The organism is Rouxiella chamberiensis (assembly GCF_026967475.1).
GTDB lineage: Bacteria > Pseudomonadota > Gammaproteobacteria > Enterobacterales > Enterobacteriaceae > Rouxiella > Rouxiella chamberiensis.
Genome location: NZ_CP114058.1, coordinates 1,977,841 through 2,003,818, shown reverse-complemented (window position 1 = coordinate 2,003,818; position 25,978 = coordinate 1,977,841). Strand labels below are relative to the sequence as shown.

The following is a 25,978-nucleotide window of genomic DNA, read 5'->3' as shown; positions in this document are numbered from 1 at the left end:
GAGCCAATTCAAGGACATCCCAATGCTTAAGTCACTGAAAGAACAAGTACTCGAAGCCAATCTGGCGCTTCCACAACATAAGCTGGTGACTTTTACCTGGGGCAATGTCAGCGCCATCGACCGCCAGCAGGGATTAATGGTGATTAAACCTTCAGGGGTCGAGTATCAGCACATGGGGCTGGATGACATGGTGGTCGTGGAACTGGAAACGGGCAATGTCGTCGAGGGGAGTAAAAAGCCTTCGTCCGATACCGACACGCACCGTATTCTTTATCAACGTTTTACCGAAATAGGCGGCATTGTTCACACCCATTCTCGTCATGCAACGATCTGGGCGCAGGCTGGCCGTGACATTCCCGCCTGGGGCACCACGCATGCCGACTATTTTTATGGTCCGATACCCTGCACGCGAATGATGACCGACAGTGAAATTACCGACCGCTATGAGTGGCAGACGGGAGAAGTGATTGTCGAGACTTTCTCGCAGCGACAGCTTTCGCCGAATGATGTGCCAGCCGTTTTAGTGCATTCCCACGGGCCGTTTGCGTGGGGAAAAGATGCCGACAATGCGGTACACAATGCCGTGGTGCTGGAAGAAATTGCCTATATGGGGATCTTTTCACAACAGCTGACCCCCGGATTGAACCGATGCAACAGACTCTCCTTGATAAGCATTATCTTCGCAAGCACGGCAAAAATGCCTATTACGGGCAATAGCACGACCTCCCAACCTGCCCATTTTTCTCTGCCCGTGTCGCGCCTGATACGGGTTTTTTTGCCCGCCATCACAAATAGAAACAAGGGATCTTTAAAAAAGAAACGTTGTTTCATTTTTATGTTCCCGATCACTTTTATTCGTTCAAGAAATAGATACTTTGGCATCCATCAGCGAAGTTATTGTCGCTTATCGGCCGAATATCCGGCGCGTTCACCTCAATTGATGCTCTGTTACTCAGGTGGGTACAACATGCAAATAAAACGTGCAATCGAGAAAATCCCTGGTGGAATGATGTTGGTGCCGCTGTTTATTGGCGCAATTTGCCATACGCTGGCACCGGACTCCGGTAAGTATTTGGGTTCCTTTTCAAATGGTCTGATAACCGGCACAGTGCCCATTCTGGCCGTCTGGTTTTTCTGTATGGGCGCGTCTATTAAACTCAGCGCAACCGGTACCGTTTTGCGTAAATCCGGTACGCTGGTGGTCACCAAAATTGCCGTCGCCTGGGTTGTGGCGGCGCTGGCTTCAAAATTCATTCCGGAGCATGGGGTCGAATTTGGTTTCTTCGCTGGATTGTCGGTGCTGGCGCTTGTCGCATCCATGGACATGACCAACGGCGGACTCTATGCCTCCATCATGCAACAATATGGCACCAAGGAAGAGGCGGGCGCTTTTGTACTGATGTCTCTGGAGTCAGGTCCTTTAATGACCATGATTATTCTCGGCACCGCAGGTATCGCCTCCTTTGAGCCTCACGTCTTTATCGGTGCGGTACTGCCATTCCTGGTCGGCTTCGCGTTGGGGAATCTGGATCCCGAACTGCGCGAATTCTTTGGCAAGGCTGTGCAGACGCTTATTCCTTTTTTGCCTTCGCGCTCGGCAACACCATCAATCTGAGTGTCATTTTGCAAACCGGTCTTCTGGGCGTGCTGTTGGGCCTGTCCGTTATCGTGATTACCGGTATTCCACTGATGCTGGCAGATAAATTTATTGGCGGCGGCGATGGTACCGCAGGGGTAGCGGCGTCAGGTTCGGCAGGGGCAGCGGTTGCCACGCCAGTGCTGATTGCCGAAATGGTGCCGCAGTTCAGAGACGTCGCCCCGGCGGCAACCGCATTGGTAGCGACGTCGGTGATAGTGACCTCCGTGCTGGTGCCCATACTGACAGCGATGTGGTCAAAACGTATCAAGAATCGTGCGGTCAAAGGGAAGGTCAATATCGACGATCAGTTGGCGCGCATCAAATAATCTCCTTCTTCTTTTTAACGATGACGGCGTTGGCTTCCTTCATTCACCCCAGTCACTTACTGATGTAAGCTCCTGGGGATTCATTCAGTTGCCGCCTTGTCCTCGCTAAAAAGCTTTTGGAGATGCCTCTCCTTTATTATTTTAACGATGACGGCGTTGGTTTCCTTTACTCACCCCAGTCACTTACTGATGTAAGCTCCTGGAGATTCATTCAGTTGCCGCCTTATTCTCGCTAAAAAGCTTTTGAAGATGCCTCTCCTTTATCATTTCAATGCTTTAATGTGGCTGTCGTAAAACGGCAGCCACTGGTGTAAAAATCAGATCTTTATCAGGTTTATCTCAGACTGAATACTTGCTGATTGGCTTAACAAGGGCATTTCCCCAGTTTTCCGGCTTCACTAGGAAAACGCGCATCCAGACAATATCGATGAAAGGCTTTCTCCGTCATGGGCGTCTGCTCGGGATGATGCAATTGCATATGGCGGACATAATTGGGGTAATCCTGTACCCCGACCATCAGCCGAAAACTCTGTGCGATCCCTTTTCCGATAAAGGCTATCCACTGCCCGAGTGTCTCGGGTCGCGGCGATTGCGGCACCATCGGCTGGCAGCGCGTAATGGTGAGCCGATGAAGCGGTTGATGGCGATAAGGCAATCCATAATCAGACATGACGAGCCTCCCGAGTCGCAAGCGGACTGGTTTCATGCACGGTAGGTTGCGGTGACTTCAGGGCACGACGAATCACGAAAATAGCCGAAATCAGCATCGTGACGGCAACGAGCATAAAGAAACCACACAGCGCGGCGTTGATCTGGTTATTCATGACAATGGTGTGCATGTCGGCCAGCGTTTTAGCCGGTTTAATGACCATATTATTGTCGATACCGTTTGAGAATTTTTTGGCCTGTGCCAAAAATCCAATCGAGGGATTTTGATGGAAGATTTTCTGCCAACCCGCAGTCATGGACGTAATGAACAGCCAGATGGTGGGCAAGATAGTGACCCACGCGTAACGCTGTTTCTTCATTTTAAACAATACAACGGTACCAAGAATCAACGCCATCGAGGCAAGCATCTGGTTACCGATACCAAAAAGAGGCCACAGAGTATTGATGCCGCCGAGTGGGTCGACCACGCCCTGATAAACGAAGAATCCCCATCCTGCGACAGCAACCGTGGTTCCGGCAAGGGTTCCTACCCAGGAGCGGTTATTGGCCAGTGAAGGCACGGCAACACCCACGAGATCCTGCACCATGAAACGACAGGCGCGAGTACCGGCATCGACGGCGGTCAGGATAAACAGCGCTTCAAACAGGATGGCGAAATGGTACCAGAATGCCATCATGGCGCGACTGTTGAACACGTCGGTAATAATGTGAGCCATGCCGACGGCGAAGGTTGGCGCACCACCCGCACGGGAGAGTATTGACTGCTCGCCCACGTCGCGCGCAATGGCCGTCAACATTTCGGGTGTTACGACAAAGCCCCAGCCGTTGATGACCTGAGAGGCATTTTCAACGGTGGTGCCAATCAGCGCCGCCGGGGAGTTCATGGCAAAGTACACGCCCGGATCGATAACCGAAGCGCAAATCAGCGCCATAATGGCAACGAACGACTCCATCAGCATCGCGCCATAGCCGATAAAGCGGATATGACTTTCCTTTTCAATCAACTTTGGTGTGGTACCGCTGGCCACCAGCGCATGGAAACCGGATATGGATCCACAGGCAATGGTAATAAACAGGAAGGGGAACAGGCCGCCGGAGAATACGGGTCCGCTACCGTCGATAAATTTGGTCACGGCGGGCATTTTCATCTCGGGCATGGCAAACACGATGCCGACAGCCAGACCCAGAATCACGCCGATTTTCAGGAAGGTAGAAAGATAGTCACGCGGAGCCAGCAACAGCCAGACCGGCAAGACAGACGCGATAAAACCGTAAATCACTAAAACCCAGGTCAGCGTGGTGCCGTGTAACGTAAAGAACGGCCCCCAATACGGGTCTTGCGCCACATTGCCGCCGTAAATAATTGCAAGCATCATCAGCACAAAACCGATAATGGACACTTCGGCGATTTTACCGGGACGCAGGAAACGCATATAAATGCCCATAAACAGGGCGATTGGAATGGTTGCCGCGATGGTAAATAAACCCCAGGGACTGTCGGCCAGGGCTTTCACCACCACCAGCGCCAGCGCGGAGAGGATGATAATCATCACGCCGAGCGCGCCGAGCATGGTGACTACACCGGCAAATTCGCCGAGTTCCTGCTTGGCGATTTCGCCAAGCGAACGGCCATCGCGTCGGGTCGAGATAAACAGGATAAGGAAGTCCTGCACGGCACCGGCAAGCATGACACCCACCAGAATCCAGATGGTGCCCGGCAGAAAACCCATCTGCGCCGCGAGAATAGGGCCAACCAGGGGACCCGCACCGGCTATGGCGGCGAAGTGGTGTCCGAACAGCACCCATTTATTGGTGGGAACATAATCCAGTCCATCATTTTTTCGAAACGCCGGCGTCGTTCGGCGATCGTCCAGACCAAAGACTTTTTTGGCGATAAACAGACTGTAAAAACGGTAGGCGATGCTGTAGCAGGCGATGGCCGCGATCACCAGCCAAACGGCGTTGACGTGTTCGCCGCGGCGTAGCGCCAGCATACCAAAAGCAAAGGCTCCCACTAACGCCACCACCAGCCAGATAATTCCGGACTTGACGTTTTTCATGTTAAACCACTCCTTCAAGATGCAACCTTGGGGGTCACTATTGTTTTGTCATTTGCGCGGCACGAACGGGACGGGCCCATTACTGCCAGAGGTAACTTGTTGCAGTCATTGAGGATTACAGCGCAAAAATCGGCAATACACAGCCGCAAAATCAAACAGAGGATCAGAAGTGTGATGCAGTAAACGCTTTCAGTGAGTGAGGAAGGCGGGAGATGACATATTCGCGGTACGAGGCTCTGATTCGGGCATAAAAAAACCGGCCCTGAGGCCGGTTCAACACAATAAATGTCAGGTCGGATTACGCAGCAGGTTTGGCATCTGCTTTGTGTTCGCGCTGATGCTCGGCCATTTTTTCGCCGTGTTTTTGATAATTTTCATTAAACTGCTTTTTCTGCTCAGGTGTCAGCAGGTTATACATCTTGTTCTCGACCTTGGCGCGTTCCAGCATGCGAGCCGCCTGGGCCTGTGAAATCTGATCGATTTCGGCTTTCACCTTGGACTCGTCGAAGCTGTTTGACGCGACCAGACCATGCAGGGTATCCATTTGCTTTTTCATATCGCCGCGGTCAGGACGCGGAGAATCTTTCATCAGCGCCTTCATTTGCGTACGCTGCTGTTCGGTCAGGTTCAGACCGGCAAACGGATTATGGTGGCGTGGACCTTTATGGTGGTCCATTTTGCCCTGAGTCTGGGCCGGAGCTGGGGTGGCTGGCGTGGTTTCTGCCGCGAAAGCAAAAGAAGCCGAGCTCAGAGCCAGAGTTGAAGCCACAACCATTGCGGTAAGTTTGCGCATAATTCAATTCCTCATTGTTCTGTTATAGCCAGATTCTAAACCAGCTAGTTTTGTCTTGTTAAGTCGACAAGTGTTATGCCTTGTCGGGTTGACGAAATACAGTCTACATCCTGAAATGAATAGTAGTGCGAGGTACTGTAAATGTCTGAAAGCAGGCGTGTCATAATTACATCGATCGTGGAGGAATTGTTTGGAATTCGTAAGGATTTCGCTGTGGATTACTGAAAAACAAAGGGTTTTAAGATTATTCTCTACCGAGAATTCCATGAGATTTGGCGGCTGGACTTTCCATGAGATTATGATGAACTGCAAATAATCATCAGCGCCAATTTTTGGATACCGTTATCTCGTGCATGAAGCCGAAACAGGGTAACCTTGGAGTAATGCAGGATTAACCTATAACAGTAGGCATAAATATCATGAGTCTGACACGCTATCAGCAACTGGCACAAACGCTGCGTCGACAGATAGATGCCCAGGTCTGGCTGCCCGGCGAGAAACTGCCTTCTTTAAGGGAAAGCTGTAAGCAGTCAGGTTTTAGCCTGATGACCGTCTTGCAGGCCTATCAGCTTCTGGAAAGTCAGGGCACAATCCTTTCCAAACCCCAGTCCGGCTATTACGTTGCGGCCCGTCAGCAGCCGGAGAGGGCGGATAGCGGCTTGCATACGCTGCATGCTGCGGAGCAGATAGACGTTAATGACGCGATTTTCGACATCCTCAAGGCCGGGCAAGACCCCGATATTGTGCCGTTTGGTTCTGCCTTTCCCGATCCCACGCTTTTTCCGCAGCCAAGACTGGCGCGCTCGCTCGCCAGTGCGGTGAGACGAATGTCGCCGCACAGCGCCATCGCCAACCTGCCGCCGGGCAATGACGAACTCCGCCGCCAGATTGCCCAGCGCTATGCGCATCATGGTATGGAAGTCACGCCCGACGAAATTGTCATTACTTCGGGCGCCATGGAGTCGCTGGGATTGAGCCTGCAGGTGTTGACACAGCCCGGTGACTGGGTTGCTATCGAATCTCCTGCCTTTTATGGCGTATTGCAGGCAATTGAACGACGTAAGTTAAAAGCAGTCGCGATTCCGATGGATGAGCAACAGGGCATGGATTTACAGGCGCTGGAGCAGGCGCTGGCCACCTATCCCATCAAGGCCTGCTGGTTGATGTCCAATTTCCAGAATCCGTTGGGTTGTACGCTGTCTGTCGAGAAAAAGGCACGGCTGGTGGAAATCCTGCAAAAGCATCGTGTTGCCCTCATTGAAGACGATGTTTATGCAGAACTTTACTTCAACGGTGAACGGCCCGACCCGTTGAAAATGTCTTCTTACAGCCAACAGATTCTACATTGTTCATCCTTTTCGAAATGTCTGGCGCCGGGTTTCCGTGTTGGATGGGTCGCGGCAGGTGCCTATGCGTCGCGAATACAGAGATTGCAGCTCATGAGCACGCTTTCGGCGAGTGTGCCCGTCCAGCTGGCGCTGGCGGATTTTCTGCATCAGGGAGGGTACGATGCGCATTTAAAGCGCCTTCGCCGCCAGTTGGAACTCCGGCAAATTGCCATGCGCAATGCCATTCTCTCTGCTTTTCCGCCACAGATTCATGTTAGCCAACCGGCGGGAGGATACTTTCTGTGGATCCATCTTGGAGATAACATCGACGCAACCAAAATTTACCAGCTGGCGCTCGCCAAAGGCATCAGTGTTGCCCCTGGCACGATGTTTGCGGTAGACGATCGCTATAAACACTGTTTAAGGCTGAACACCTCCTTTGAATGGAACACACGCGCTGAAAAAGCGCTCATTACCTTGGGTGAGCTTGTGCATTGTGAACTGGAAAATAGCTAGACAGGTAGGGGGTCATTGATGACCTCTTAAAATGAGCGTTTTATAAAATCGGATTCTTTTCCCCTGTGTTATTAAATTATTTTGAATTTATGGCATGAGAGAAACATGAAAATCGAAAGCGCCCAGTCTAGTCCGCATCGGGAAGAGTTCAGGCCTGATGCCGTGAAGCCCCCGAGAATCTTGGGGATGCCGAATCCGGCAACCTCTTTGTCATCGACAGTAAAGACCCTCACTCACCGCAACAAACTGTGCTCGATAAGATGAGTGCGAGCGAAAAATCGTGGATAGGCATGCTGCTCAAGCCTTTCGATATGCTTTACCATCTTTGTAATGGCGCGAAAGAGTCTCTTAATGCCACTTATCAGCAACAGATTACGGCAACCTTGACGCAAGTTGACTCCGCGTTGGAAAGCTCCCGTAAAGAGTTGGAGAAACAGCTTGGCGAATCCGATTTCCTTAAACTGGAAAAGCTCTGCGCGCAAAGGGTCAACATCTGCAATGAGGCAGTAGCAAAGTCGACACTTTCGGAAACCGACCAAATCGTAGTCAAGGTCATCGATGAACAAATCAATCAGCTTCTTTCTCAACACCCGTTGACCTCAACCTGCAAAGCATTACTGCATGTCTTGCAGCAGGGATGCTGTCTTAGAACGCCACTGCTAATGCTGCAAGTCGCTTTTACAACACCGATTCCTGAACTCCCCGGCGGGTATGCCAAGACAGGGCTGCAAATGCAGCTTGTCATTCCTACGATGGAGGTTTTTAAAAGCATATTTAGAGGTCATTCTATAGAAAGCCTTTATCTACAACCTTTTATCCATCTCGAAGGAGGAATAAGCGCGAGTATCGATCTGAATAAGTTTGTCAGTGTGCCTGTGGGACTCAAAGCGAGCACTACGGGCATGCGTGTCAGTCATTTTGGCCTGAATATCAAACTCGATAAATGGAAAGACGAATGGCATTGCGGACAATGCGATTACATTATCGAAACCGTTAACCGACTTGAAGGAAATGTCGAGGTTAACAAGGCGTTGAATACGGTCGTTCCGGGCATCCAGCTTAAAGTTGGCGGAGATACCGTGCGCCAATTTGTCTTCCCCGGCAATGTCTCTGGAAGTCTCAGATTTATCACGCAATTTGCCCTGCGCGCTATCGGCGCGGTGGGATTTGGAAGTCTGGCCCTGGGCCACGGTTTAAGCCTCTCGACGGCGAAAGCCGCGGGTCTTGCCGGACAAGACATGACAGGCATGATCATTGAAATGAGCGGCCTTATACAGCCTGATAAAGTCATTGATATTGTTGAATTGTTTACCCTCGGCATCGATCTCTCCATGACAACAGCGCTTGAGTTGCCTTATTTGGGCACGCTGGACGCCATGTCGATGCATCGGTTCAACGGCAACTATCTGGTCGAGCACCCTCGATCTCAATTGAGCCTCAGAAGCGCAGCAATAAAAACTGAATCAGTCACCGAGCAGCAAGTCAGAAAACGTAAAATATCGCCGAACAATCAGTCGCTTTGATAAGCAGAGCCAGAGGCTGAAAGAAGCGCGGCGGTATTGAGCAGGCCGTTATTGAGTCCGTTCACGAACAATGCAGATAACCTCGTTTTGCCAGCAACCATTTATCCTCATAGCCGTTACTGCTGTCGGCCGCACTGGACCCCGTCGGCCTCACCAGTTTCGAACACATAAGCCGTGTCGTTTTTTCATCATCAAACGTCGCTTCGACCTGAGCACTAAATTTACGGCGGTCAGAGTCACTCAGTGTACTCAACGCCTCACCCGCCAACGTTTTATGTCTTATCCTGCTCGACTCTTTTTTATCGACTAATGATTGATACCAGGTCAACGTGCCGGCTTGTGCATAGAGGAAAGTGGCGCGTTGCGCTTCTCCGGTATGAATACAGTCGATCATTTGTTGATAAACAAGGGCTGGATTTTCACTCATAACGTTTCTGCAAAACACCATGCTGTTGTTTGGCGTCACAGGGGGTGAAATGAGAGATGCACAACCGCCGAGAGCCAAAGTGATTGAACTCATCATGGGGAGCCAGAGTCTGGAGATATTGATTCCTGCTTTCACCACGAAATAGGCTCCTTTTCATCGTCGATTTTTTGCTGTAGTTCCTGAAGAGATTGGTCAAAGATATGTTTGACCAGCTTACGATAACTTTCTTCAAAAGGTGTAAGGGCCGATTCGATGACACTTTCTTTTATGCGCGCCTCCAACGTCATGGGCTGTGCAGATGAATTTGAAGAAAATGAAGGGATTACGCTGATGTTGCCGTTAATATTATTCATCGAGACTCCATGTTTTTTTAATTAATGAGCCTTTTGGCCAATTCACCCAGCAGGTGTTCGACAGCTTCGCGAGACAGCAATGAGAGCTCTTTCATTAACTGTTGCGAGTATTCCGTGGCTACTTTTTGCTGACTTATCCAGGCTTCGGGTGCAAATTCTGCAATCATGTCGTCATGTTTAATGACATAGCGGTTTTCTGCGTGGTGTTTAACCTGTACTTCGCCTTTCCATATCGTTTTGATAAAGGCTACCAAATCAGATTGGGTATTAGGTGAAAGCGCCGGAATCAAAAGAACAAGGGGCTTTTGTCGCTCCTTTTTCTGAATGATTTCGCCTAACCAACCTTCAATCAGTAAACCAAATATTTTTTCGCCGTCTAGAACATGACGTAAATTGTGCTGCATGCTTCGGTTCACTTGCGCATGAAATTGCCGATAAATTTCGTCACTGTTTTGCAGATAATCAGCCACCGTAGTCACCGACAGCATGATCCCTGCCTGATAACCGGCACTAAAAGCTGTATTGCGGATATCACAGGCATCAAGCTCTGCATGTTTTACAATTTTTTTGGCATAGCCCTGCGCCTGCTCAAGAAGCGATTGTGACTTTTTCCTCTCTGATAGAACGTGAGCGGGAACGAGAACGCCATCCAGCGCATCTTTGGGGTCAAAGGGAGGCAGAGTGTTGTGCATATTGAATAGCCAATTTGAAATGCATTGGTGAAAGAGCCTTGGGCGCAGGGGCAAGTTGCCGCAGCATGGCGCTTTCGCTGAAAAGAAGAGAAATGCGTTGTGCAATGACGCGGGGCAGTAACGGAGAAAGGCTCACAAGCATATGCGCGCCACAGGCATCAAGACAGAGGGACATAATGGGGCGGCCAATATAAACGGGTTGAACATCGGCGCTTTCCAGTTTACAGAAATTCTGATCACTGGCGGAGAGATGATTGAATTCTCCCTGATACTGCAACGCCGCACGATATCTTTGACAGGCCAGCATCCGCGAAATACGTGGCAAAGCGAACCAGTGTTCAATAACCATTCCGGTTAAAGAACCTTTCACTATCTTGGGTATTTCTGTTCCTAGACTGTACTGTTTAATCAAAGCCTGATTAATCAGGCCAAGACATTTTTGATTATTGAAATTTTCGGGGATGACCAATCTGTCTTTATGAATCCATGCACAGGGATTGAAGAGAACAGTTTGCAACATAGCCGCATCACGCATCGGTATCCCTTGGAGCAAAGGTTTTACGCCATATAAAAAATCCTGAACAGAGGAGTGTCAAAACCATTAGCAGTGCGGCCCACCAGTATCGCATTAATGAAAATGCAGGCTTGATGGAAGTCGGAGACACAAGAGGAAGTGCCGGTGAAGCAGTGAGTACGACAGAAATATTATCGTAGCTAAGATTGTCGAAACTGTTCTTCAAAAATCTTTTTATATCACTGATCATCAGCGCGGTATCGGCCTGTCGGTCATAACTAATCAGGGCCGCAACATGTTCCGGTTCCTTTTTATTAACATTGCTGCCAGAGTCAAACTGATAACTGACATGAACCTGTACGGCAGTGACGCCCTCAAGGGCCATAATCGACTGTTCGAGTCTCTGCTCTATAGCTGAATAAAGCCTGGCCATTTCAGCAAGGGGCGAAGAAATCAGTGAGTCGGAAGGAAACATCTGCGCAATTTCCATCCGGGGTTTGGACGGTAAGTTATAGATGCCCAGCAGCTCTACGGCAGCGCTAAAATCCTTTTTATCGACCACGACCTGATATCCTTCTTTTGCTAAATCGCTTTTCTCGGCCTGAATATTGTTTCGTTGGAGAAGAGCAATAACTTCGTTGGCTTGGCGTTGATCAAGCCCTTTGAGTAATGGTTGCTCTTTACAACCCGTCACAAGAAGAATGATAAGGGCGATAAAAATGTGGAGAATTTTCATGCCCGCAATAATGTCTCCACGGCACCCGTCGCTTTGCGCGTTAATGCACTGATTAATGACACTTCGATATTGTAATCAGCCGTTTGTTGTTGAATAGCAAACAACGTTTCAGGCGAACTTACCGATCCTGCTGCATTGACCAAGTCAAGGACATGTTGTTTTCTCAAGTCATACTGCTGCACTCCGGCGGCATAAGCCGAGATCATTTTATCTTCGAGCGTAATGTAAGAGTCCTCCTTAAGAGAGAAGTGACTTTTTGTCGAAAAATCATGAACAGCCTGCACATTTTGCATGATATACCCTGTTAATTATCTTTATCTAAAGTTGGAAATTGTCGCTGCCGCGATATCTTTGAATGCTTTCACAGAGCTGGATTGGGCATTGCAAAAGAGGGTATAGGCAGAAAGAGCAGCCTGGTACTCGGCCAGAAGTACGGGGTCGGAAGTATTACTGTTGCCGGAACCCTTGGCACCGGGAGTGCCGCTCCCGCTCAGATTTTCAAGCGCTTTATTTAATTTCGTCTTGAGGCCGGTAACACCCGAGTCGAAGTTACCCGATAACTCCATAATGAACTCTGATGAACCTGCCACTCGTGAGGACCGCGAAGTATTATATTCAGACACAGGAATGCTCCTTTTAAGGTTTATTGACTAGCCAGTGATTGGCTGAAATTTTGATATAACCGCCTTCACCATATTTGAACGACTTATCTATTTTTTTTCATCTTGAAGATTGATGGCAAAATCATAATTTGATGAAAGATATTTATTGCGTAGCTTTTTAATTTGCTCGAGCGTGCCATCATCCAGCTCCCCCTTGAAACTGAACAGGGTCTGATTATTATTACTTTGACGAGTAAAGATAACGTCCATTTGATTGAGAAATTGCTCAATGTCTTCAGGTCTGGTTTTTAGCGTTGTTGTTTTCCTTGTAGGCGCCAAAATAACAGGCTGAGGTGCTGCCGTATTGTTGTTTAATCGTGGAAGTTCTTTAGCGGCTGATGGCGAAGAAAGTAGATTGGCTGCCTTGCCTACTTTAAACCATGCCAACGTTAATCCGAGTAATATAATCGAAGCAAAAAATAGCGGTTTTTTTCTTTGTGACCACTCACCCTTTACCTTTATATTGACAGAGTCAGCGTGCGTAAAATCATAGCTCCACGGCTCGTCAGCCATTTTTAATGCGATAAACAATGAACCGATTGCAATCTTTTGATTAAATATTGCCTGATAGCTTCGCGTGCCTGAATCGCCATGTTCGATAATGTCAACTGAAGGAGAGGTGCTGATGTTATTTAGCATTACTTCAAAATTAACACCGCCTTCATTCATGGGAATAATGAGGGCGTTATCATTTGGCGTGGAACAACGATCCAGGGTATCCTGGTTGGCAACAATAAAAAAAGTACGGTCGTTAGTTAATTGAAATTCACATCCGCATAAGGGACTGTTAATTAATTTTAATGTAATTCTCCTCTCGGAGACTGAAGGAGTGTGCCTTTCATCGGAATTGCTCATAAATTTAGGCTCGCTGAATCCTGGTGCTATAGCGAGAAAGTCTAATAAAACCTTATGATTAGATCTTGATTTCTTTATGAGCAAAAAGGCAGTCTACATTTCATTTGATGATATGAAGGATGAATGCATATGAATTACTATCATATTCACATCAAGATGAACCTGTGGGTTACCGATTAGGATGTCAGCTGTAAATTAAAGCATAAATTCAAGGGATTAACTCTATGCGCCTTGAAACGATCCCGCATATCATGAGCGAGGGTGAACATACCAGAATCACCGAAAAAAACTTTGGCTGGCCGAGGTGTTAGGAGATCAAGGCTGTGAAATCGTCTGCATAATAAGAAATAGTGAACAAGGCACATTAACATTACAAAATGAATGGCGTGGTCTGATTGCCATGGATGCCATGGCATTCAAAATAAATAAGGGGAAACTCCGATTCTTTGAAATTGATTTGATGAAAATGGCCAAGCTTCAGGTTTTTATAGATTACGCACTGGATAAAGTCGAAACGGTCGTCTCCGACGATCTCTGCTGGGCGACTTTCCCTGAAAATATCAAACATCTGAACCCCGATGAAATGGAGTATTGGTTGCTTAATCAAGCCATGCATCCCCATAAGAGCACTTATGCACTAATACAGTTTCTCAGAAAAACAGAGTGCTATAATTTGGTGCATTTTTTACTTTCCGCTACGGATGACAATAATCAGTGTTTACAGAATCTTTGTGTCAGATATGGTCTTTCCGCAGCACATTTTCGGCGACTTTCACGAAACGCCCTGGGTCATACCACCAAGGTGACGTTGCGTGAATGGCGCATGACCAAAGCCGTTACTGGCATTTATCAACGACCCACAAAATATGACAGATGTTGCCTTTGCGCATGGCTATTCTTCACTGTCGCACTTTTCCAATGATGTCAAAAAGATGCTTGGAATGACACCAAGAGCTTTGAGAAAATCAATACTTGATATGGCCATGAAATGAAAAATAACCTCATCATTAACGTTAATTCAAAAATAAAAATAATCATCACGTTAAGTATGTTATTTAACTTTTCAGTTCGTGCCAATGAAATGCCAACTCGCCAGCCTGAGGGCTACGTTGCAAGCAACGAAACTGTTGGTGGCTATTTTAATGCTTTGTCTTCACAGTTGAGAAAACCGATACTGTTAAGTAAGCAGGCATTAAAGAAGAAAATCAGCGGAGAAATGTCTCTTGTCGATCCGCAAATGCAGCTGGAACGGATTGCCAATAACCTTGGGTTAATCTGGTATGACAATCATTCAACCATTTATATCTACGATTCATCCGAAATGTCCAGTCAAATCATTAAAATTAAAAACATCTCTTTTACATTTTTTGTGTCTTATTTAAAAAAGATTGGTATCTATGATAGCCGTTATCCACTGCGTGGTGATGAAGGTAATTCGACGTGGTTTATTTCCGGTCCGCCCATCTATATTGATATGGTCAATGAACTTGCGCGCACGCTTGATGAACAGGAGCCGGTAAGTGATGTCAACGAATCCGTATCTATTATCTATTTAAAGAATACTTTTGTTGAAGACAGGGTTTATAACTACAGAGATAGCCAGATGGTCGTGCCGGGCGTAGCCACCATTCTTTCTCAACTCTTCGCCAATGCAAATGTCAGCAGTGTTCAACCCGATATCACTTTAAAAAATGCGCTACCCGTCAAGGAAGCCACGTTACAGGGACTATTACCCGACGACACAGAAGAGACTGCTTCAGCGCCGGTATCAGGTACCCCTAAGATCGAGAGTTCAGACGTTAAAATTATCTCCAATCCTGGCAACAACAGTCTGCTTTTGAAGGCTGGCGAACAACAAATAATGCATATAAAGAATGTTGTGGCCGCACTGGACAAACCTCGCAGACATATCGAGCTTTCTGTCTGGATTGTAGATTTGCAAAAGAGCGCTCTTGAGCAGTTGGGTGCAAACTGGAAAGGCAGTCTGCATATTGGTGAAAGGCTCGGATTTTCGCTGAATCAGGGGGTAGGCGGTGCCGAAGGTATGAGCGGCATGTCGAGTACACTCGATGGCGGTAAATTTATGGCTGAAATCATTGCACTGAGTAAAGACAAGTTAGCCAATATCATTTCCCGTCCCGTCATTCTTACGCAAGAAAATATTCCTGCCATTTTTGATAACAGTCACAGCCTCTATACCAAACTGCTCGGTGAGCATAACGTTGATCTTCAGAAAATTACTTTTGGTACCTCTGTCAGTGTCCTGCCCCGATTTACCCAAGAGGATGAAATTGAAATGATGCTGAATGTAGAAGACGGCAATGCCAATGAGATGAGCAGTAATGGTGAGAGTTTGCTATCACCGTTACCCGAAGTGGCCAGAACCAATATCAGCACCATTGCCCGGGTTCCACGCGGAAAAAGCCTTCTTATCGGTGGATATACGCGTGATGAAGACAAGAACGAGTACGCAAGTATTCCTGGTTCTCGGAAAAATTCCTCTGTTGGGTGCCTTGTTTCGCTATCGGGTAAGTCAAAACAGCCAAACGGTAAGGGTTTTTCTCATACAGCCTCGTGAAATAAAATCAGAGGACATTTCGGCAGCCAATACCCTCACACGAGACCTGTTCAGCGCAACGCCTCTCAGAGACTGGAAACAAAACCTTTCGATGAGCCTGCTATGAAGATAGGCGGGAGTGAATACGGACATCTTTCTGCTCTCCGGGTCAGAGAACAGCAGCGAGATAAAGCCCAGCTGCAGAAAGAAACCTCCAATGCCAAGGTCAATGATGAAGCTTACCTTGAAGATCAGGCATTGCTGATTCTTGATGAAGACTCATCGGCAGATTTGCTTGCCCGAGCCTCCCAGTCTGTCGATGAGGGGCTGCAGGCCTCATCACAGTTTAGATCCAGACGCGATCTTTCTCTTAAAAGCGGCACCGATGCCGAAAACAACTTCGACTCGATTCTGGATGACAATTCGCTTAAGAAGTTGGAATTGCTGCTTAAGATGGTTTCGGGGGTATCGCGTAGCAGTATCAAAGATATGCTTTTCAAGTTTTTCAAACAGTTTCCTGATGATAGCGACCGGGTCATTATATTGAGAAAAGCCCTGAAAAGGGCGGATATTAACGAAAATCTCAAACCCATCATCAAGCTTTTACTTAAACAGCTTGAGCAGTCATCTGAACCAAAAGCGTTAAAGGCAGGCATCAACGTTGCCTTAAAAGCACGATTGTTTGGTCAAACGTTGGGGGTAAGTCCAGCCCTGCTGAGAAGCACCTATAGAGGTTTTCTTGAAAGCCACGGCGATGAAATAGAAACCTATATGAGTTGGATATCTCTCTTCGGCTATCAAAAAAGACATCACATAATGAAATTTATTGAAGAGGCATTGCTCCAGGATATCGATTCGCTGGTGCCAAGCTGTTCTCCTCCAGAGTTTGGCGAAGTTTTGGCTAAATTAAATCAATTGAAAAAGATGAGAACACTGGAGAACACCTTTATCAGTAGCTTGCTTTCCAGAAATCCCATATTTGATATCAATGGTTCAGAAAAATCATGGTTACTCTTTCTGTTTTGCATCATCAAGGACCCCGCGGGAATAAAAAACTATCTTGCAGACGTAAGTCCGTCATTGGAAGGTAAAAGCGCCAGTATAAAAGCCCAGTTTTATCAGGCTGTTTATTTACTTTGCAAAAATATACCGGAAGAGTTTTTCGCTGATGAAAATGGAAGGCTTGACGTTGAGACCGAACTGAATTCAAGAATAAATGAATTTTTCAAACTTGAATTACTCAACAGTAGAATTTGAGGGTGGGAATTATTTGATGCTAAAAATGGCTGCAAAAATCAAGGAACATCCAGAACTGATCATTCTCTTGTTAATGGTTACCATCATTGCCATGTTGATCGTTCCGCTGCCAACCTATCTGGTGGACTTCTTGATAGGGTTGAATATTGTTATTTCAATGCTGGTGTTTCTGTCATCATTTTATATCAGCGGCATTCTGAGCTTTTCGACGTTTCCTGCCGTGTTGCTGATTACTACTCTGTTTAGGCTTTCGCTTTCCATCAGTACCAGCAGGCTCATATTAAATGATGCCAACGCGGGTGAGATTATTGAAACCTTTGGACTTTATGTCATAGGCGACAATCTTGTGGTCGGATTTGTCATATTTTTCATTGTTACCATCACCCAGTTTATGGTGATTACCAAAGGCGCCGAACGCGTTGCCGAGGTTGCGGCGCGATTCTCGCTGGACGCTATGCCTGGCAAGCAGATGAGCATCGACGCCGATGTCAAAACCGGGATCCTCGATTCCGATCAAGCCAAGGAAAGAAGAAGTATCCTTGAGCGGGAAAGTCAGCTCTACGGTTCATTTGATGGGGCAATGAAATTCATCAAGGGAGATGCCATCGCAGGCATTATCATCATTTTTGTGAATTTTATCGGTGGTATCAGTGTCGGCATGAATCAACATGGCATGACGATGTCCGAAGCATTAAAAACTTATACCATGCTCACAATTGGAGATGGGCTGGTGGCTCAGATCCCCTCGCTGCTGATTGCGGTCAGCGCAGGATTCATCGTCACCCGAGTCAGTGGTGAAGGCGATAACATGGGGCGCAAAATCCTGTCGCAGCTCATCAATCAGCCTTTTGTTATCGCAGTGGCTGCAATACTCACTCTCGGCGTAGGCTTGTTACCCGGTTTTCCCTTATTTGTCTTTGTAACGTTGTCTTTGATGCTGTGCGCGACCTATTTCTACAAGCGTCAGATTATCAGTAAAAAAGCGCATTCTCATAAGGGGAACAGTGCCGAAAAAGCCATCGAAAGTGGAGCTGTTTCGACAGGTCTCGAAAGCGTCATGCGAAGAATTAACCACCTTGATGAAACGAATGCAGAAGCTTTACCGCTCATATTGGTTTTGCCCGATAACCAGTTCAATAAATTGCAGGAACAGGATTTAGCAGGGCACATTCGAAGTCAGTTCTTTATCGATTATGGAATACATCTCCCGGACATCCTTTTACAGTCTGCAAAAGACGGCGGTGATCATTCGGTGACTTTTCTCATCAATGAAATAAAAGTCGAAACCTACAATCTGCATTTCGATAAGCTACGGGTAATCAATAAGCTGGAAGAGCTCGAACTGCTAAATTTGACAAGCTATAAAGAAATAAGCGGTGTTTGGGTCGAAAAGGATCAACGGGAGAATTTGACCTCACTGGGCTATTCAATGAGAACGGCCATCGATGAACTCTATTTCTGCATCTCTTTGCAGTTATCTCACCATATCAATGAGTTTTTTGGCGTTCAGGAAGCAAAATCAATGTCTGATCGACTGGAGCAGACTTGCCCTGAACTCATCAAGGAAGTCTTGCGTCATATGACGATGCAAAAAATCTCTGAAATATTGCAACGTTTACTCTCCGAGAGAATTTCAATCCGTAATATGAAAATGATTATGGAAGCATTGGCTTTGTGGGCACCCAAAGAGAAAGACGTGATTCTATTAGTCGAACATGTCAGAGGGACATTGGCCCGTTATATCTGTAATAAATTTTCAATCAACAATCAGCTGCGCGTAATAATGGTGACCGCCGAAACCGAAGATGTTTTTCGTTCGGGTATAAGAACGACGTCCGGAGGTTCTTTCCTCAATATCGAGCCTGCCGCAGCGGAAGAGCTTATGGATACGTTTACCGTGGCTTTACAAAATTATGATTATGAATTTAAAGATATCGTGATTATCTCATCTGTCGATATTAGACGATTTATCAAAAAATTCATTGAAACCCGATTTAAAGATATTGCTGTCATGTCTTATGGTGAATTATCACAGCACGTAAACGTTGATGTTATTCAAACTATTTAGGCTCAAAGATGACTATTGCCCAATTATTGACTCGCCAGGCGCATCCTGGTGTTATACGCACGCCTATCATTGAGGCCGATTTAACCGATGTAGTTATCGGTGAAATCTGCGACATACATCGTAGTATTTACGATAAAGAATGGGTTGGGCGAGCACAGGTGTTGGGATTTAGTCATGAGCGAGCCATTCTTAGCCTGCTCGGACAGGCCAATGGCTTATCACGTGAATCCGTATTGCATCCTTTGGGGCATGAATTTCGTATTGAAGTTGGACATCAACTGGTGGGTAGCGTAGTCAACGCAGAAGGGAAAATTGTGGGTATGTTGAATGAAACCACAATACCTGCTCTTGATGAAACTCGAGCGATACAGGCTAAAGCACTTGATTGGCAATGCAGAGCCGGGATCCAGCAGGCGCTGCCAACAGGTATAAAAGTTATTGATGCCTTGATGACCTGCGGCGTCGGGCAAAGAATAGGTATCTTTGCTTCAGCCGGAGGGGGAAAACCACATTATTACAGATGTTAATTAATAACATTGAAGCTGATATTTTTGTTATTGGATTGATTGGCGAGAGGGGGCGGGAGGTCGCAGAATTTACAGAAATTCTGAAAAAGTCCGACCGTCAGGATAACTGTATTCTCGTTTTTGCAACATCCGATTATTCCTCGCTGGATCGCTGTAATGCCGTACTGATTGCGACAACAATCGCGGAATATTTTCGGGATCACGGTAAAAAAGTGGTGATGTTTATCGATTCCATTACCCGCTATGCGCGGGCATTGCGCGATTTGGCACTTTCTTCCGGAGAGTCGCCAGCAAGAAGAGGTTATCCCGCTTCTGTCTTTGAGGCTTTACCGCGAATTCTGGAAAGAGCCGGTAACTTCCATACCGGTAGCATCACGGCTTTTTATACCATCCTCCTTGAAGGTGATGAAGAGTCCGACCCCATAGCCAATGAGATTCGTTCGGTATTGGATGGACATATTTACCTCGACCCTAAACTAGCCGCACAGCACCACTATCCTGCGGTTGACGTAGCGCATAGTTTAAGCCGTGTCACGAGTGCTATTTGTAAGGAAGGGCACTTGCAAGATGCTGCATCTTTCAGGCGCAAGCTGGCGATTATCGATGAGATGAAACTACTGATTGATATTGGTGAATATCAGTTTGGCCAGAATATTAATAACGATGTGGCTATTAACCAGCGCCAGCAACTTTATAACTGGTTATGTCAGGCTTCTTCACAAAATTGCGAATATGACCAGACAGTTAAGGAGTTGCGTGAAATTGCATCATAAGTTGCAGGTTCTCATCGCCAACTATCAAGCTCGAGGCATCCAGATACAATTTAAAATAACTCAAGGCATCAACTATAAATGCAGGTTGAGTGACGAAATAGATGAGTTGAAGCGTCAGGAAAATGCCCTGAAAAAAATTATAAAGTTTTATGGCTACGATAACACGGTAGACAGGGCAACCTTGTTCGAAGAAATTAGAAAAGTGGCCGTGTTAAGACGCCAGTTGACTTTATTAAACCAACAAATGCTGCAAAAAATGAAAGATTTTGAAGAAAATAATCTTGAGTTGCAAAAAAATCGTCGCGAGTTATTGTGTATTAATAATAAAACAGAAAAATATTCCTACCTGCATAAAAAAATGAAGGTTGCAGACCGCATAAGAATAAATCATCAGGGCGAAATTGAAATGGAGGAATTATATTCGTGGAAAAAATAAATTGTCGGCCTGTGAATAAAGTGACTGAGAGTCTCAGAGGCGATGAGATCCTTTCACTAACAGAAACGCCTGATTATGATTAAAAAAAATAAACTTAAGAGGGTTAGCGGCGAGGCATGGTTAACAGTTTTGCCGCTGAATTTTTTTTCAAATTTTGAAAGTCATTATAATAAAAATTTTTTTATCAATGAACATCAAGGAAGTATTCATCATGATAAAGACAACGTTATGGTGAAAAATAGAGGTACTGCCAATACAAATGACATCTCCTTACTTTCAAAGCGGCTGAATTTAAAGGAGTGTAAAACGTTGTCACTACTAGCTCCTGAAATCAATTCAAAAGAGAGAGTCGCGCATGAAAGCCAACCCAAAAACACGCATAATAAGGTTATCGAAAGTAAAAAAAATATCACACATGAAGTCTTTCAAGAATCCGCAGGTTCTTTTGGTAATGAAGAGATTCCATTAACACTGGAAAAGAAGGCGATCCTGACCTGCAATGAAACGCTATCATCTTGCAATGAATATAACGATGTGGAAAGAAGTAAAGACTCACAGCAGATTCTCTACCCAAAAAGTGCGCTGCCTGGGGTGAGTTTTTTGCATAATGGTTCGTTGCTAGATAACACCTCTGACAGAAAAGATGACAACGTTAAAAGCCAGTTGCAACCGGGCAAGACGCTTTATAAAAATGCTGCCTTGAATAATCCATTAGAATTCACAAGGGCCGCTGTTATTTATCAATTCCAAAATTTACCCCGTGGGAGTCAGGTGATAATTAGTCATGCTTATACTGGTGATTTATCACTTGTACCTTCAACAGACTATGTCCAGCAGTTGCTAAATCTCAAGCGAAGCCAGCTAATCACAAGTTTCAAATGGTCATCGAATTCAGAGGACTGGGCTTCTGACAACGATTGCAGGGATGACGAACCAATGATATCAAAAGTGCTCCGAAACATGGATTCCCATGCCATCAATGAGCGCTTGGTTGCAGAATATTGGTTCTCCCTCGGTAGAAATATTGAAGCTTCACTACCCAGCCAAGATGGCCTCCCGGTGGAATTATTCTCTGACAGTGGATGGCAAGGGATTATTGATTTATACCAATGGTATTACTCCTTTTTTCCTTCTGAATGCAATTTAAAGAGAGAGACCTGGAGTGATCAGCAGTTGATTGAATTAATCAGTAATTGTTTTAAACCTTTAAACATGCCTTATAGCGAATATGAATCAAACAAGATAATCAAAGTTAGACGGCTTAGCAAAGTCTCGGATATGAGTAAAGCGTTACTCTCAATCGATACCTTGCAAGGCAGGGTTTGGATAACGAAATTCTCTAAATTGCAGCCTTTAATGAAGAGAAAAATCATCCCGGCTGAGCTGATTTATTCAATTTCAATCGCTGTACAGTTCCTGTTAGGTACGAGTCGTTTAAGCATTAACGCATTGGCAAAAATGCAGGTCATGGATGCATTGTTGATTGCATCGCCAGAAAATTCCATTTTAGTTAATGGAGTAAAAGTAGGGTGCTATTTAAAAAGGGGGCAGGGTATGGTGCTCGATAAAAATGCAATAAATGAGTTAACACAATTTAAAGATGATTTATCAAGGAAAGCTAAAAATAATACAAACGTCGATGACCTCCCCATTTCACTGGATTTTGTTCTTCAACACAATACGGTGACCATTGCCGAGCTTGAGAACTTTTTTAGTGGCCAGGTTTTCCCATGTGACATCAATACGCATAAGAATATCATCATTCAAGCCAATGGACTCCCTCTGGCGCGGGGTGAACTCATTTGGATGGACGATCGCCCAGCTATCTTGATAAAAAGTCTGGAAGCCTGCAATGCCGATAAATGATGATCTGCCTCTTATTGGCGTTTTAGCGTTAGCTACCTTGCTACCGGTTCTGATTGCTTGCGGCACTTGCTATATAAAATTCTCCATTGTATTTGTTATGGTGCGTAACGCCCTGGGATTGCAACAAATCCCTTCCAATATGACGCTTAATGGCGTTGCACTTTTGCTGGCAATGTTTGTTATGAGTCCTATTGTCAAAAGTGGTTATGAAAACTATCAAAATTCTAAAACCGAAATTAATAGCGTGGCGTCCATTGTTGATTTTGTCGATAACGGCCTGGAAGGCTATAAAAATTACCTTACCCGTTTCTCCGACCCTTCACTAGTGACATTTTTCGAAAAGCTGCAACATAATGAGGATACGGAAGGTGTGCATCAAGAATTACCTGATAAAATATCGATTATCTCTCTTTTGCCGGCTTACGCATTAAGCGAAATAAAAAGTGCCTTTAAAATAGGTTTTTATATTTATCTTCCCTTTGTTGTTATCGACCTGCTTATCTCCTGTATCTTACTGGCATTAGGAATGATGATGATGAGCCCGGTAACACTCTCTGTTCCAATCAAATTAGTTTTGTTTGTTGTTATGGATGGGTGGACCGTCCTGACTCAGGGATTGATTACTCAATATATGCATTTATCGACGTAGGGTCATGGAATGGGCGAAATGCTTTATGCAGGCAACAAAGTACTTTATCTGGTGTTGATTTTATCGGCGGCACCCATCTGTGTTGCTACCGTGGTAGGATTATTGGTAGGTCTAATTCAAACGGTGACACAGCTTCAGGAACAGACTCTTCCGTTCGGCATTAAATTATTAAGTGTAACGCTTTGCATATTTTTGATGTCAGGATGGTATGGCGAGGTTCTGTTAAATTATTCACGAGAAGTGTTCAGGTTGGCATTGTCATGACATTCTCTTTAAAGAAAAATAAAAATGAGTGTTGATGATTTTTATGAGGTTATTCTAACCATTGCTTTGTCGTCAGCCAGGATTATGCCTGTTTTTATCATGTTGCCCTTTTTGAATAGCAATGTGATAAATAATACTATTCGTGTGCCTGTTGTCATGTTGGTTGGAATGGCTTTAAGTCCCTATGGTTATACTCTTGCTTTTGACCTCTCCCTTTTGCAAAAGTTTGGCCTGATAATCAAAGAGCTTTTTGTTGGTTTGCTTCTGGGGTGTCTCATCTGCACCCCATTCTGGATAATTCACGCTGCCGGATGCATTATCGACAACCAACGAGGCGCTACAATCAGTAGTAGTATTGATCCGGTCAGCGGGGTCGATACCTCGGAGTTGGCCAATTTTTTTAATCTTTTTTGCGCCGTAATTTTCTTGAGTCGCGGTGGATTGACCCTCATGCTTGAAGTCATTCATAAAAGCTATGAGCTTCTAGGCCCCTCGGAGTACAGATTACCTTCGTTAACCTTACTCTTTCCGTTACTGGGCTTTATTGTTATGCAGGCTGTCAGGATTGCCAGTCCTTTAATAACCGTTTTTTTACTCACCGAGGCCATTCTTGGACTATTGTCGCGCTTCGCACCTCAGATGAATGCTTTCTCGCTTTCATTAACGGTAAAAAGCTTCATCGGTTTTTTAATGCTTATCCTTTATTTTCCGGCTTCACTAACTGAAATAGTGAGATCATTAATTTTTATCTCAAGTAAACTTATCCTTTAGAGGAATAGCGCCGATGTCCCTGACAAAAACCGAGAAGCCCACTCAAAAGAAAATTAAGGATGCAATAAAAAAAGGGCAAACCTTCAAATCGAAAGATGTCACCATTTCATGCCTGATTATCATGGGTATTCTCTATCTTCCTTTCTTGGATTTTGTCAATGAAATGGCGAGCGCCTGGGTAATGGCCATTAAAGACGGTTTTCAATTAGGTATCTCTCAATATACGCGCAATGTTTTGACACTGGCATTAAAAATAATACTTCCATTTTTGCTAATTTGCTTCTTTTTTCGGCATTGCCATCGCTTCTGCAAACCGGGTTTGCTATGGCCACCAAGGTTTTTAAATTTAATATCGCTGCACTAAATCCTGTCAATGGATTTAAAAAATTGTTCAGTATGAGAACCGTCAAAGACGCGATAAAGACTTCACTCTATCTCTGTGTATTTATTATCGTCGTTCAATTTTTATGGTATGAAAATAAAACGCTTATTTTTTTGCAAATCAATACGACGGCTCAAGAGATGATATTTACTTGGGGGCAACTTTTGCAACGATTGGTTTTCAGCTGCCTGATAGGTATGTTGGCCGTCATGGTTCTGGATGCCGTTGCCGAATACTTTCTTTATATCAAAGAACTTAAAATGGATAAACAGGAAGTAAAGAGAGAAAGAAAAGACCAAGACGGTAATCCAGAAGTGAAATCTATGCGCCGTGGTCTTCATGCCGAAATACTGAACGAGCAAACCAAACTTGATATTGCCAACTCCAAACTGATTATTGCAAATCCCACACACATTGCGATAGGTATTTATTTCAACACCGACATTGTACCGATTCCCTTTATCTCACTTATTGAAACCAATGGTTGTGCTCAAGCAGTGAAAAGCTATGCAAAAAAAATGGGAGTACCCATTATCGAAAATATCAATTTGGCCAGGCGTATTTATCGCACCCATTCGCGTTACTCCTTCGTTAATCTTGATGAGCTGGATGCGGTCTTGCAAATCCTTTTCTGGCTTGAACAAGTGGATAATCATTGGCGTGAGGACAATGACAAGGATGAAGAGGCTCAATCGCCCATTCAGAAAACAGATTTTCTATCGAATGAGCGATATTTGTAAGTATCGGATGCCTATAAATGATGTAATCACATCCCTTAGGTAATCTTGGCCTGTCTAAAAAGTTAAGGGATTTTCATGAAACGAGATGATATGGCTAATGACCAACACCTTTCTGATATATTTTCAGCATGTCTTAATGAACAGTTCACTTTAAAAGATATTCATCAAATACCCGAAGACATGATGGAAAGCCTTTATGCCCATGCTTATCAATTTTACCGTCAGGGTAAACTCGACAACGCTGAAACCTTTTTTAAATTTCTCTGCATGTATGATTTTTATAACACTGACTATTTTATGGGGCTGGCCGCCGTTTATCAGTTAAAAAAACATTATCAAAAAGCCGCCGATCTCTATGCCGTGGTTTTTGCCATGGATGGGAATAATTATCGTAGCGTGTTTTATGCCGGACAATGCCAGATAATGTTAAAAGAGAATTATAAGGCTAGTCGTTATTTCGAGTTAATCATTGAGCAAAGTGACGATGCTTCTCTGATCGCAAAATCACATGCCTATCTGAAAAATTTAGCGCTTCCCGATGAAGAGAGCGAGGCACCTTTCCCCGTCGAATCGCAAGTGCTTACGGAGAATTAAA

25 protein-coding genes and 4 pseudogenes are annotated in these 25,978 nt (G+C 45.3%); 18 read left to right on the top strand and 11 right to left on the bottom strand.

Annotation, left to right across the window (positions count from 1 at the left end; translation table 11 throughout):
- The first annotated feature begins 22 nt into the window (after window positions 1-22).
- Window positions 23-717, top strand: a pseudogene (gene araD, locus O1V66_RS09190) (L-ribulose-5-phosphate 4-epimerase).
- A 250-nt stretch (window positions 718-967) separates the two neighbouring features.
- A pseudogene (gene kdgT, locus O1V66_RS09185) lies at window positions 968-1,965 on the top strand (2-keto-3-deoxygluconate transporter).
- A gap of 364 nt (window positions 1,966-2,329) precedes the next feature.
- Here kdgT and O1V66_RS09180 read toward each other — a convergent pair.
- The 3 genes from O1V66_RS09180 to spy all read right to left on the bottom strand — a co-directional run bounded on the left by O1V66_RS09180 (window position 2,330) and on the right by spy (window position 5,487).
- Entirely contained in the window at window positions 2,330-2,635 is a 306-nt protein-coding gene (locus O1V66_RS09180; RefSeq protein WP_045046694.1) for a YbdD/YjiX family protein, read from the bottom strand.
- Entirely contained in the window at window positions 2,628-4,694 is a 2,067-nt protein-coding gene (locus tag O1V66_RS09175) for a carbon starvation CstA family protein (RefSeq protein ID WP_045046695.1), read from the bottom strand. Before O1V66_RS09175 ends, O1V66_RS09180 begins: the two co-directional genes overlap by 8 nt.
- 298 nt (window positions 4,695-4,992) lie before the next feature.
- Window positions 4,993-5,487, bottom strand: coding sequence for an ATP-independent periplasmic protein-refolding chaperone Spy (spy, locus tag O1V66_RS09170; protein ID WP_045046696.1), 495 nt, complete (start codon window positions 5,485-5,487; stop codon window positions 4,993-4,995).
- Between the two features lie 419 nt (window positions 5,488-5,906).
- Between spy and O1V66_RS09165 the strand changes: the two genes are divergently transcribed.
- On the top strand, window positions 5,907-7,331 hold the full coding sequence (locus O1V66_RS09165; protein WP_045046697.1) for an aminotransferase-like domain-containing protein: 1,425 nt from the start codon (window positions 5,907-5,909) through the stop codon (window positions 7,329-7,331).
- A 290-nt stretch (window positions 7,332-7,621) separates the two neighbouring features.
- Window positions 7,622-8,854, top strand: a complete 1,233-nt coding sequence (locus O1V66_RS09160) for a hypothetical protein (RefSeq protein WP_269128275.1) — start codon at window positions 7,622-7,624, stop codon at window positions 8,852-8,854.
- A gap of 61 nt (window positions 8,855-8,915) precedes the next feature.
- Here the strand turns inward: O1V66_RS09160 and O1V66_RS09155 are convergent, their stop codons facing one another.
- The 8 genes from O1V66_RS09155 to O1V66_RS09120 all read right to left on the bottom strand — a co-directional run bounded on the left by O1V66_RS09155 (window position 8,916) and on the right by O1V66_RS09120 (window position 13,093).
- A complete protein-coding gene (locus O1V66_RS09155; RefSeq protein WP_045046699.1) occupies window positions 8,916-9,419 on the bottom strand; it encodes a hypothetical protein in 504 nt (167 codons plus the stop codon).
- Window positions 9,413-9,634 carry a hypothetical protein gene (locus O1V66_RS09150; RefSeq protein ID WP_045046700.1) on the bottom strand — a complete coding sequence of 74 codons (222 nt, stop codon included), beginning with the start codon at window positions 9,632-9,634 and terminating at the stop codon, window positions 9,413-9,415. Before O1V66_RS09150 ends, O1V66_RS09155 begins: the two co-directional genes overlap by 7 nt.
- A gap of 17 nt (window positions 9,635-9,651) precedes the next feature.
- A complete protein-coding gene (locus tag O1V66_RS09145; RefSeq protein ID WP_045046701.1) occupies window positions 9,652-10,326 on the bottom strand; it encodes a hypothetical protein in 675 nt (224 codons plus the stop codon).
- Entirely contained in the window at window positions 10,301-10,861 is a 561-nt protein-coding gene (locus tag O1V66_RS09140; protein WP_052673374.1) for a hypothetical protein, read from the bottom strand. Before O1V66_RS09140 ends, O1V66_RS09145 begins: the two co-directional genes overlap by 26 nt.
- Window positions 10,854-11,576, bottom strand: a complete 723-nt coding sequence (locus O1V66_RS09135; protein WP_045046702.1) for an EscJ/YscJ/HrcJ family type III secretion inner membrane ring protein — start codon at window positions 11,574-11,576, stop codon at window positions 10,854-10,856. Before O1V66_RS09135 ends, O1V66_RS09140 begins: the two co-directional genes overlap by 8 nt.
- Entirely contained in the window at window positions 11,573-11,869 is a 297-nt protein-coding gene (gene sctI / locus O1V66_RS09130) for a type III secretion system inner rod subunit SctI (protein WP_045046703.1), read from the bottom strand. Before sctI ends, O1V66_RS09135 begins: the two co-directional genes overlap by 4 nt.
- A 21-nt stretch (window positions 11,870-11,890) precedes the next feature.
- A complete protein-coding gene (sctF, locus tag O1V66_RS09125; RefSeq protein WP_414058453.1) occupies window positions 11,891-12,199 on the bottom strand; it encodes a type III secretion system needle filament subunit SctF in 309 nt (102 codons plus the stop codon).
- An 87-nt stretch (window positions 12,200-12,286) separates the two neighbouring features.
- Window positions 12,287-13,093, bottom strand: coding sequence for a PrgH/EprH family type III secretion apparatus protein (locus O1V66_RS09120; RefSeq protein WP_045046705.1), 807 nt, complete (start codon window positions 13,091-13,093; stop codon window positions 12,287-12,289).
- A gap of 304 nt (window positions 13,094-13,397) precedes the next feature.
- Here O1V66_RS09120 and O1V66_RS09115 point away from each other — a divergent pair, with 304 nt between their 5' ends.
- The 14 genes and pseudogenes from O1V66_RS09115 (at window position 13,398) to sicA (ending at window position 25,977) form a co-directional block, all read left to right on the top strand.
- Window positions 13,398-14,015 (top strand): hypothetical protein, encoded by a 618-nt coding sequence (locus O1V66_RS09115; protein WP_269128274.1) that lies wholly within the window; start codon window positions 13,398-13,400, stop codon window positions 14,013-14,015.
- Window positions 13,960-14,085, top strand: a complete 126-nt coding sequence (locus tag O1V66_RS21880) for a helix-turn-helix domain-containing protein (protein WP_414058452.1) — start codon at window positions 13,960-13,962, stop codon at window positions 14,083-14,085. The genes O1V66_RS09115 and O1V66_RS21880 overlap by 56 nt, the downstream gene beginning before the upstream one ends.
- Complete coding sequence (gene sctC / locus O1V66_RS09110) at window positions 14,082-15,671, top strand: type III secretion system outer membrane ring subunit SctC (protein ID WP_269128273.1); 1,590 nt, start codon at window positions 14,082-14,084, stop codon at window positions 15,669-15,671. Before O1V66_RS21880 ends, sctC begins: the two co-directional genes overlap by 4 nt.
- The gene (locus O1V66_RS21875) at window positions 15,598-15,777 is read left to right on the top strand and encodes a hypothetical protein (protein ID WP_414058451.1); all 180 of its coding nucleotides are present in this window, start codon (window positions 15,598-15,600) and stop codon (window positions 15,775-15,777) included. The genes sctC and O1V66_RS21875 overlap by 74 nt, the downstream gene beginning before the upstream one ends.
- Window positions 15,774-16,907, top strand: a complete 1,134-nt coding sequence (gene sctW / locus O1V66_RS09105; RefSeq protein ID WP_052673375.1) for a type III secretion system gatekeeper subunit SctW — start codon at window positions 15,774-15,776, stop codon at window positions 16,905-16,907. The genes O1V66_RS21875 and sctW overlap by 4 nt, the downstream gene beginning before the upstream one ends.
- 13 nt (window positions 16,908-16,920) lie before the next feature.
- Window positions 16,921-18,975, top strand: coding sequence for an EscV/YscV/HrcV family type III secretion system export apparatus protein (locus tag O1V66_RS09100; protein WP_045046708.1), 2,055 nt, complete (start codon window positions 16,921-16,923; stop codon window positions 18,973-18,975).
- Window positions 18,976-18,983: 8 nt separating this feature from the next.
- Window positions 18,984-20,275, top strand: a pseudogene (sctN, locus tag O1V66_RS09095) (type III secretion system ATPase SctN).
- Window positions 20,259-20,711: a hypothetical protein gene (locus O1V66_RS09090; RefSeq protein ID WP_045046710.1), complete on the top strand. Its 453-nt coding sequence runs from the start codon at window positions 20,259-20,261 to the stop codon at window positions 20,709-20,711. Before sctN ends, O1V66_RS09090 begins: the two are co-directional and overlap by 17 nt.
- A gap of 75 nt (window positions 20,712-20,786) precedes the next feature.
- Entirely contained in the window at window positions 20,787-22,577 is a 1,791-nt protein-coding gene (locus O1V66_RS09085) for a FliM/FliN family flagellar motor switch protein (RefSeq protein ID WP_269128272.1), read from the top strand.
- Entirely contained in the window at window positions 22,570-23,226 is a 657-nt protein-coding gene (locus tag O1V66_RS09080) for an EscR/YscR/HrcR family type III secretion system export apparatus protein (RefSeq protein WP_269128346.1), read from the top strand. The genes O1V66_RS09085 and O1V66_RS09080 overlap by 8 nt, the downstream gene beginning before the upstream one ends.
- Before the next feature lie 9 nt (window positions 23,227-23,235).
- On the top strand, window positions 23,236-23,490 hold the full coding sequence (locus O1V66_RS09075; RefSeq protein WP_045046713.1) for an EscS/YscS/HrcS family type III secretion system export apparatus protein: 255 nt from the start codon (window positions 23,236-23,238) through the stop codon (window positions 23,488-23,490).
- Window positions 23,491-23,514: 24 nt separating this feature from the next.
- On the top strand, window positions 23,515-24,261 hold the full coding sequence (sctT, locus tag O1V66_RS09070; protein WP_045046714.1) for a type III secretion system export apparatus subunit SctT: 747 nt from the start codon (window positions 23,515-23,517) through the stop codon (window positions 24,259-24,261).
- A gap of 13 nt (window positions 24,262-24,274) precedes the next feature.
- Window positions 24,275-25,383 (top strand): annotated as a pseudogene (locus tag O1V66_RS09065) (EscU/YscU/HrcU family type III secretion system export apparatus switch protein).
- A gap of 75 nt (window positions 25,384-25,458) precedes the next feature.
- Entirely contained in the window at window positions 25,459-25,977 is a 519-nt protein-coding gene (sicA, locus tag O1V66_RS09060) for a type III secretion system translocator chaperone SicA (protein WP_045046716.1), read from the top strand.
- Window position 25,978 lies beyond the last annotated feature (1 nt).

Bases quoted from the DNA above. Each gene is read 5' to 3' on its own strand.
- O1V66_RS09180 (WP_045046694.1), bottom strand. From the start codon at position 2,635: ATGTCTGATTATGGATTGCCTTATCGCCATCAACCGCTTCATCGGCTC.
- O1V66_RS09175 (WP_045046695.1), bottom strand. From the start codon at position 4,694: ATGAAAAACGTCAAGTCCGGAATTATCTGGCTGGTGGTGGCGTTAGTG.
- spy (WP_045046696.1), bottom strand. From the start codon at position 5,487: ATGCGCAAACTTACCGCAATGGTTGTGGCTTCAACTCTGGCTCTGAGC.
- O1V66_RS09165 (WP_045046697.1), top strand. From the start codon at position 5,907: ATGAGTCTGACACGCTATCAGCAACTGGCACAAACGCTGCGTCGACAG.
- O1V66_RS09160 (WP_269128275.1), top strand. From the start codon at position 7,622: ATGCTGCTCAAGCCTTTCGATATGCTTTACCATCTTTGTAATGGCGCG.
- O1V66_RS09150 (WP_045046700.1), bottom strand. From the start codon at position 9,634: ATGAATAATATTAACGGCAACATCAGCGTAATCCCTTCATTTTCTTCA.
- O1V66_RS09145 (WP_045046701.1), bottom strand. From the start codon at position 10,326: ATGCACAACACTCTGCCTCCCTTTGACCCCAAAGATGCGCTGGATGGC.
- O1V66_RS09140 (WP_052673374.1), bottom strand. From the start codon at position 10,861: ATGCGTGATGCGGCTATGTTGCAAACTGTTCTCTTCAATCCCTGTGCA.
- O1V66_RS09135 (WP_045046702.1), bottom strand. From the start codon at position 11,576: ATGAAAATTCTCCACATTTTTATCGCCCTTATCATTCTTCTTGTGACG.
- sctI (WP_045046703.1), bottom strand. From the start codon at position 11,869: ATGCAAAATGTGCAGGCTGTTCATGATTTTTCGACAAAAAGTCACTTC.
- O1V66_RS09120 (WP_045046705.1), bottom strand. From the start codon at position 13,093: ATGAGCAATTCCGATGAAAGGCACACTCCTTCAGTCTCCGAGAGGAGA.
- O1V66_RS21880 (WP_414058452.1), top strand. From the start codon at position 13,960: ATGACAGATGTTGCCTTTGCGCATGGCTATTCTTCACTGTCGCACTTT.
- sctC (WP_269128273.1), top strand. From the start codon at position 14,082: ATGAAAAATAACCTCATCATTAACGTTAATTCAAAAATAAAAATAATC.
- sctW (WP_052673375.1), top strand. From the start codon at position 15,774: ATGAAGATAGGCGGGAGTGAATACGGACATCTTTCTGCTCTCCGGGTC.
- O1V66_RS09085 (WP_269128272.1), top strand. From the start codon at position 20,787: ATGATTAAAAAAAATAAACTTAAGAGGGTTAGCGGCGAGGCATGGTTA.
- O1V66_RS09075 (WP_045046713.1), top strand. From the start codon at position 23,236: ATGGGCGAAATGCTTTATGCAGGCAACAAAGTACTTTATCTGGTGTTG.
- sctT (WP_045046714.1), top strand. From the start codon at position 23,515: ATGAGTGTTGATGATTTTTATGAGGTTATTCTAACCATTGCTTTGTCG.
- sicA (WP_045046716.1), top strand. From the start codon at position 25,459: ATGAAACGAGATGATATGGCTAATGACCAACACCTTTCTGATATATTT.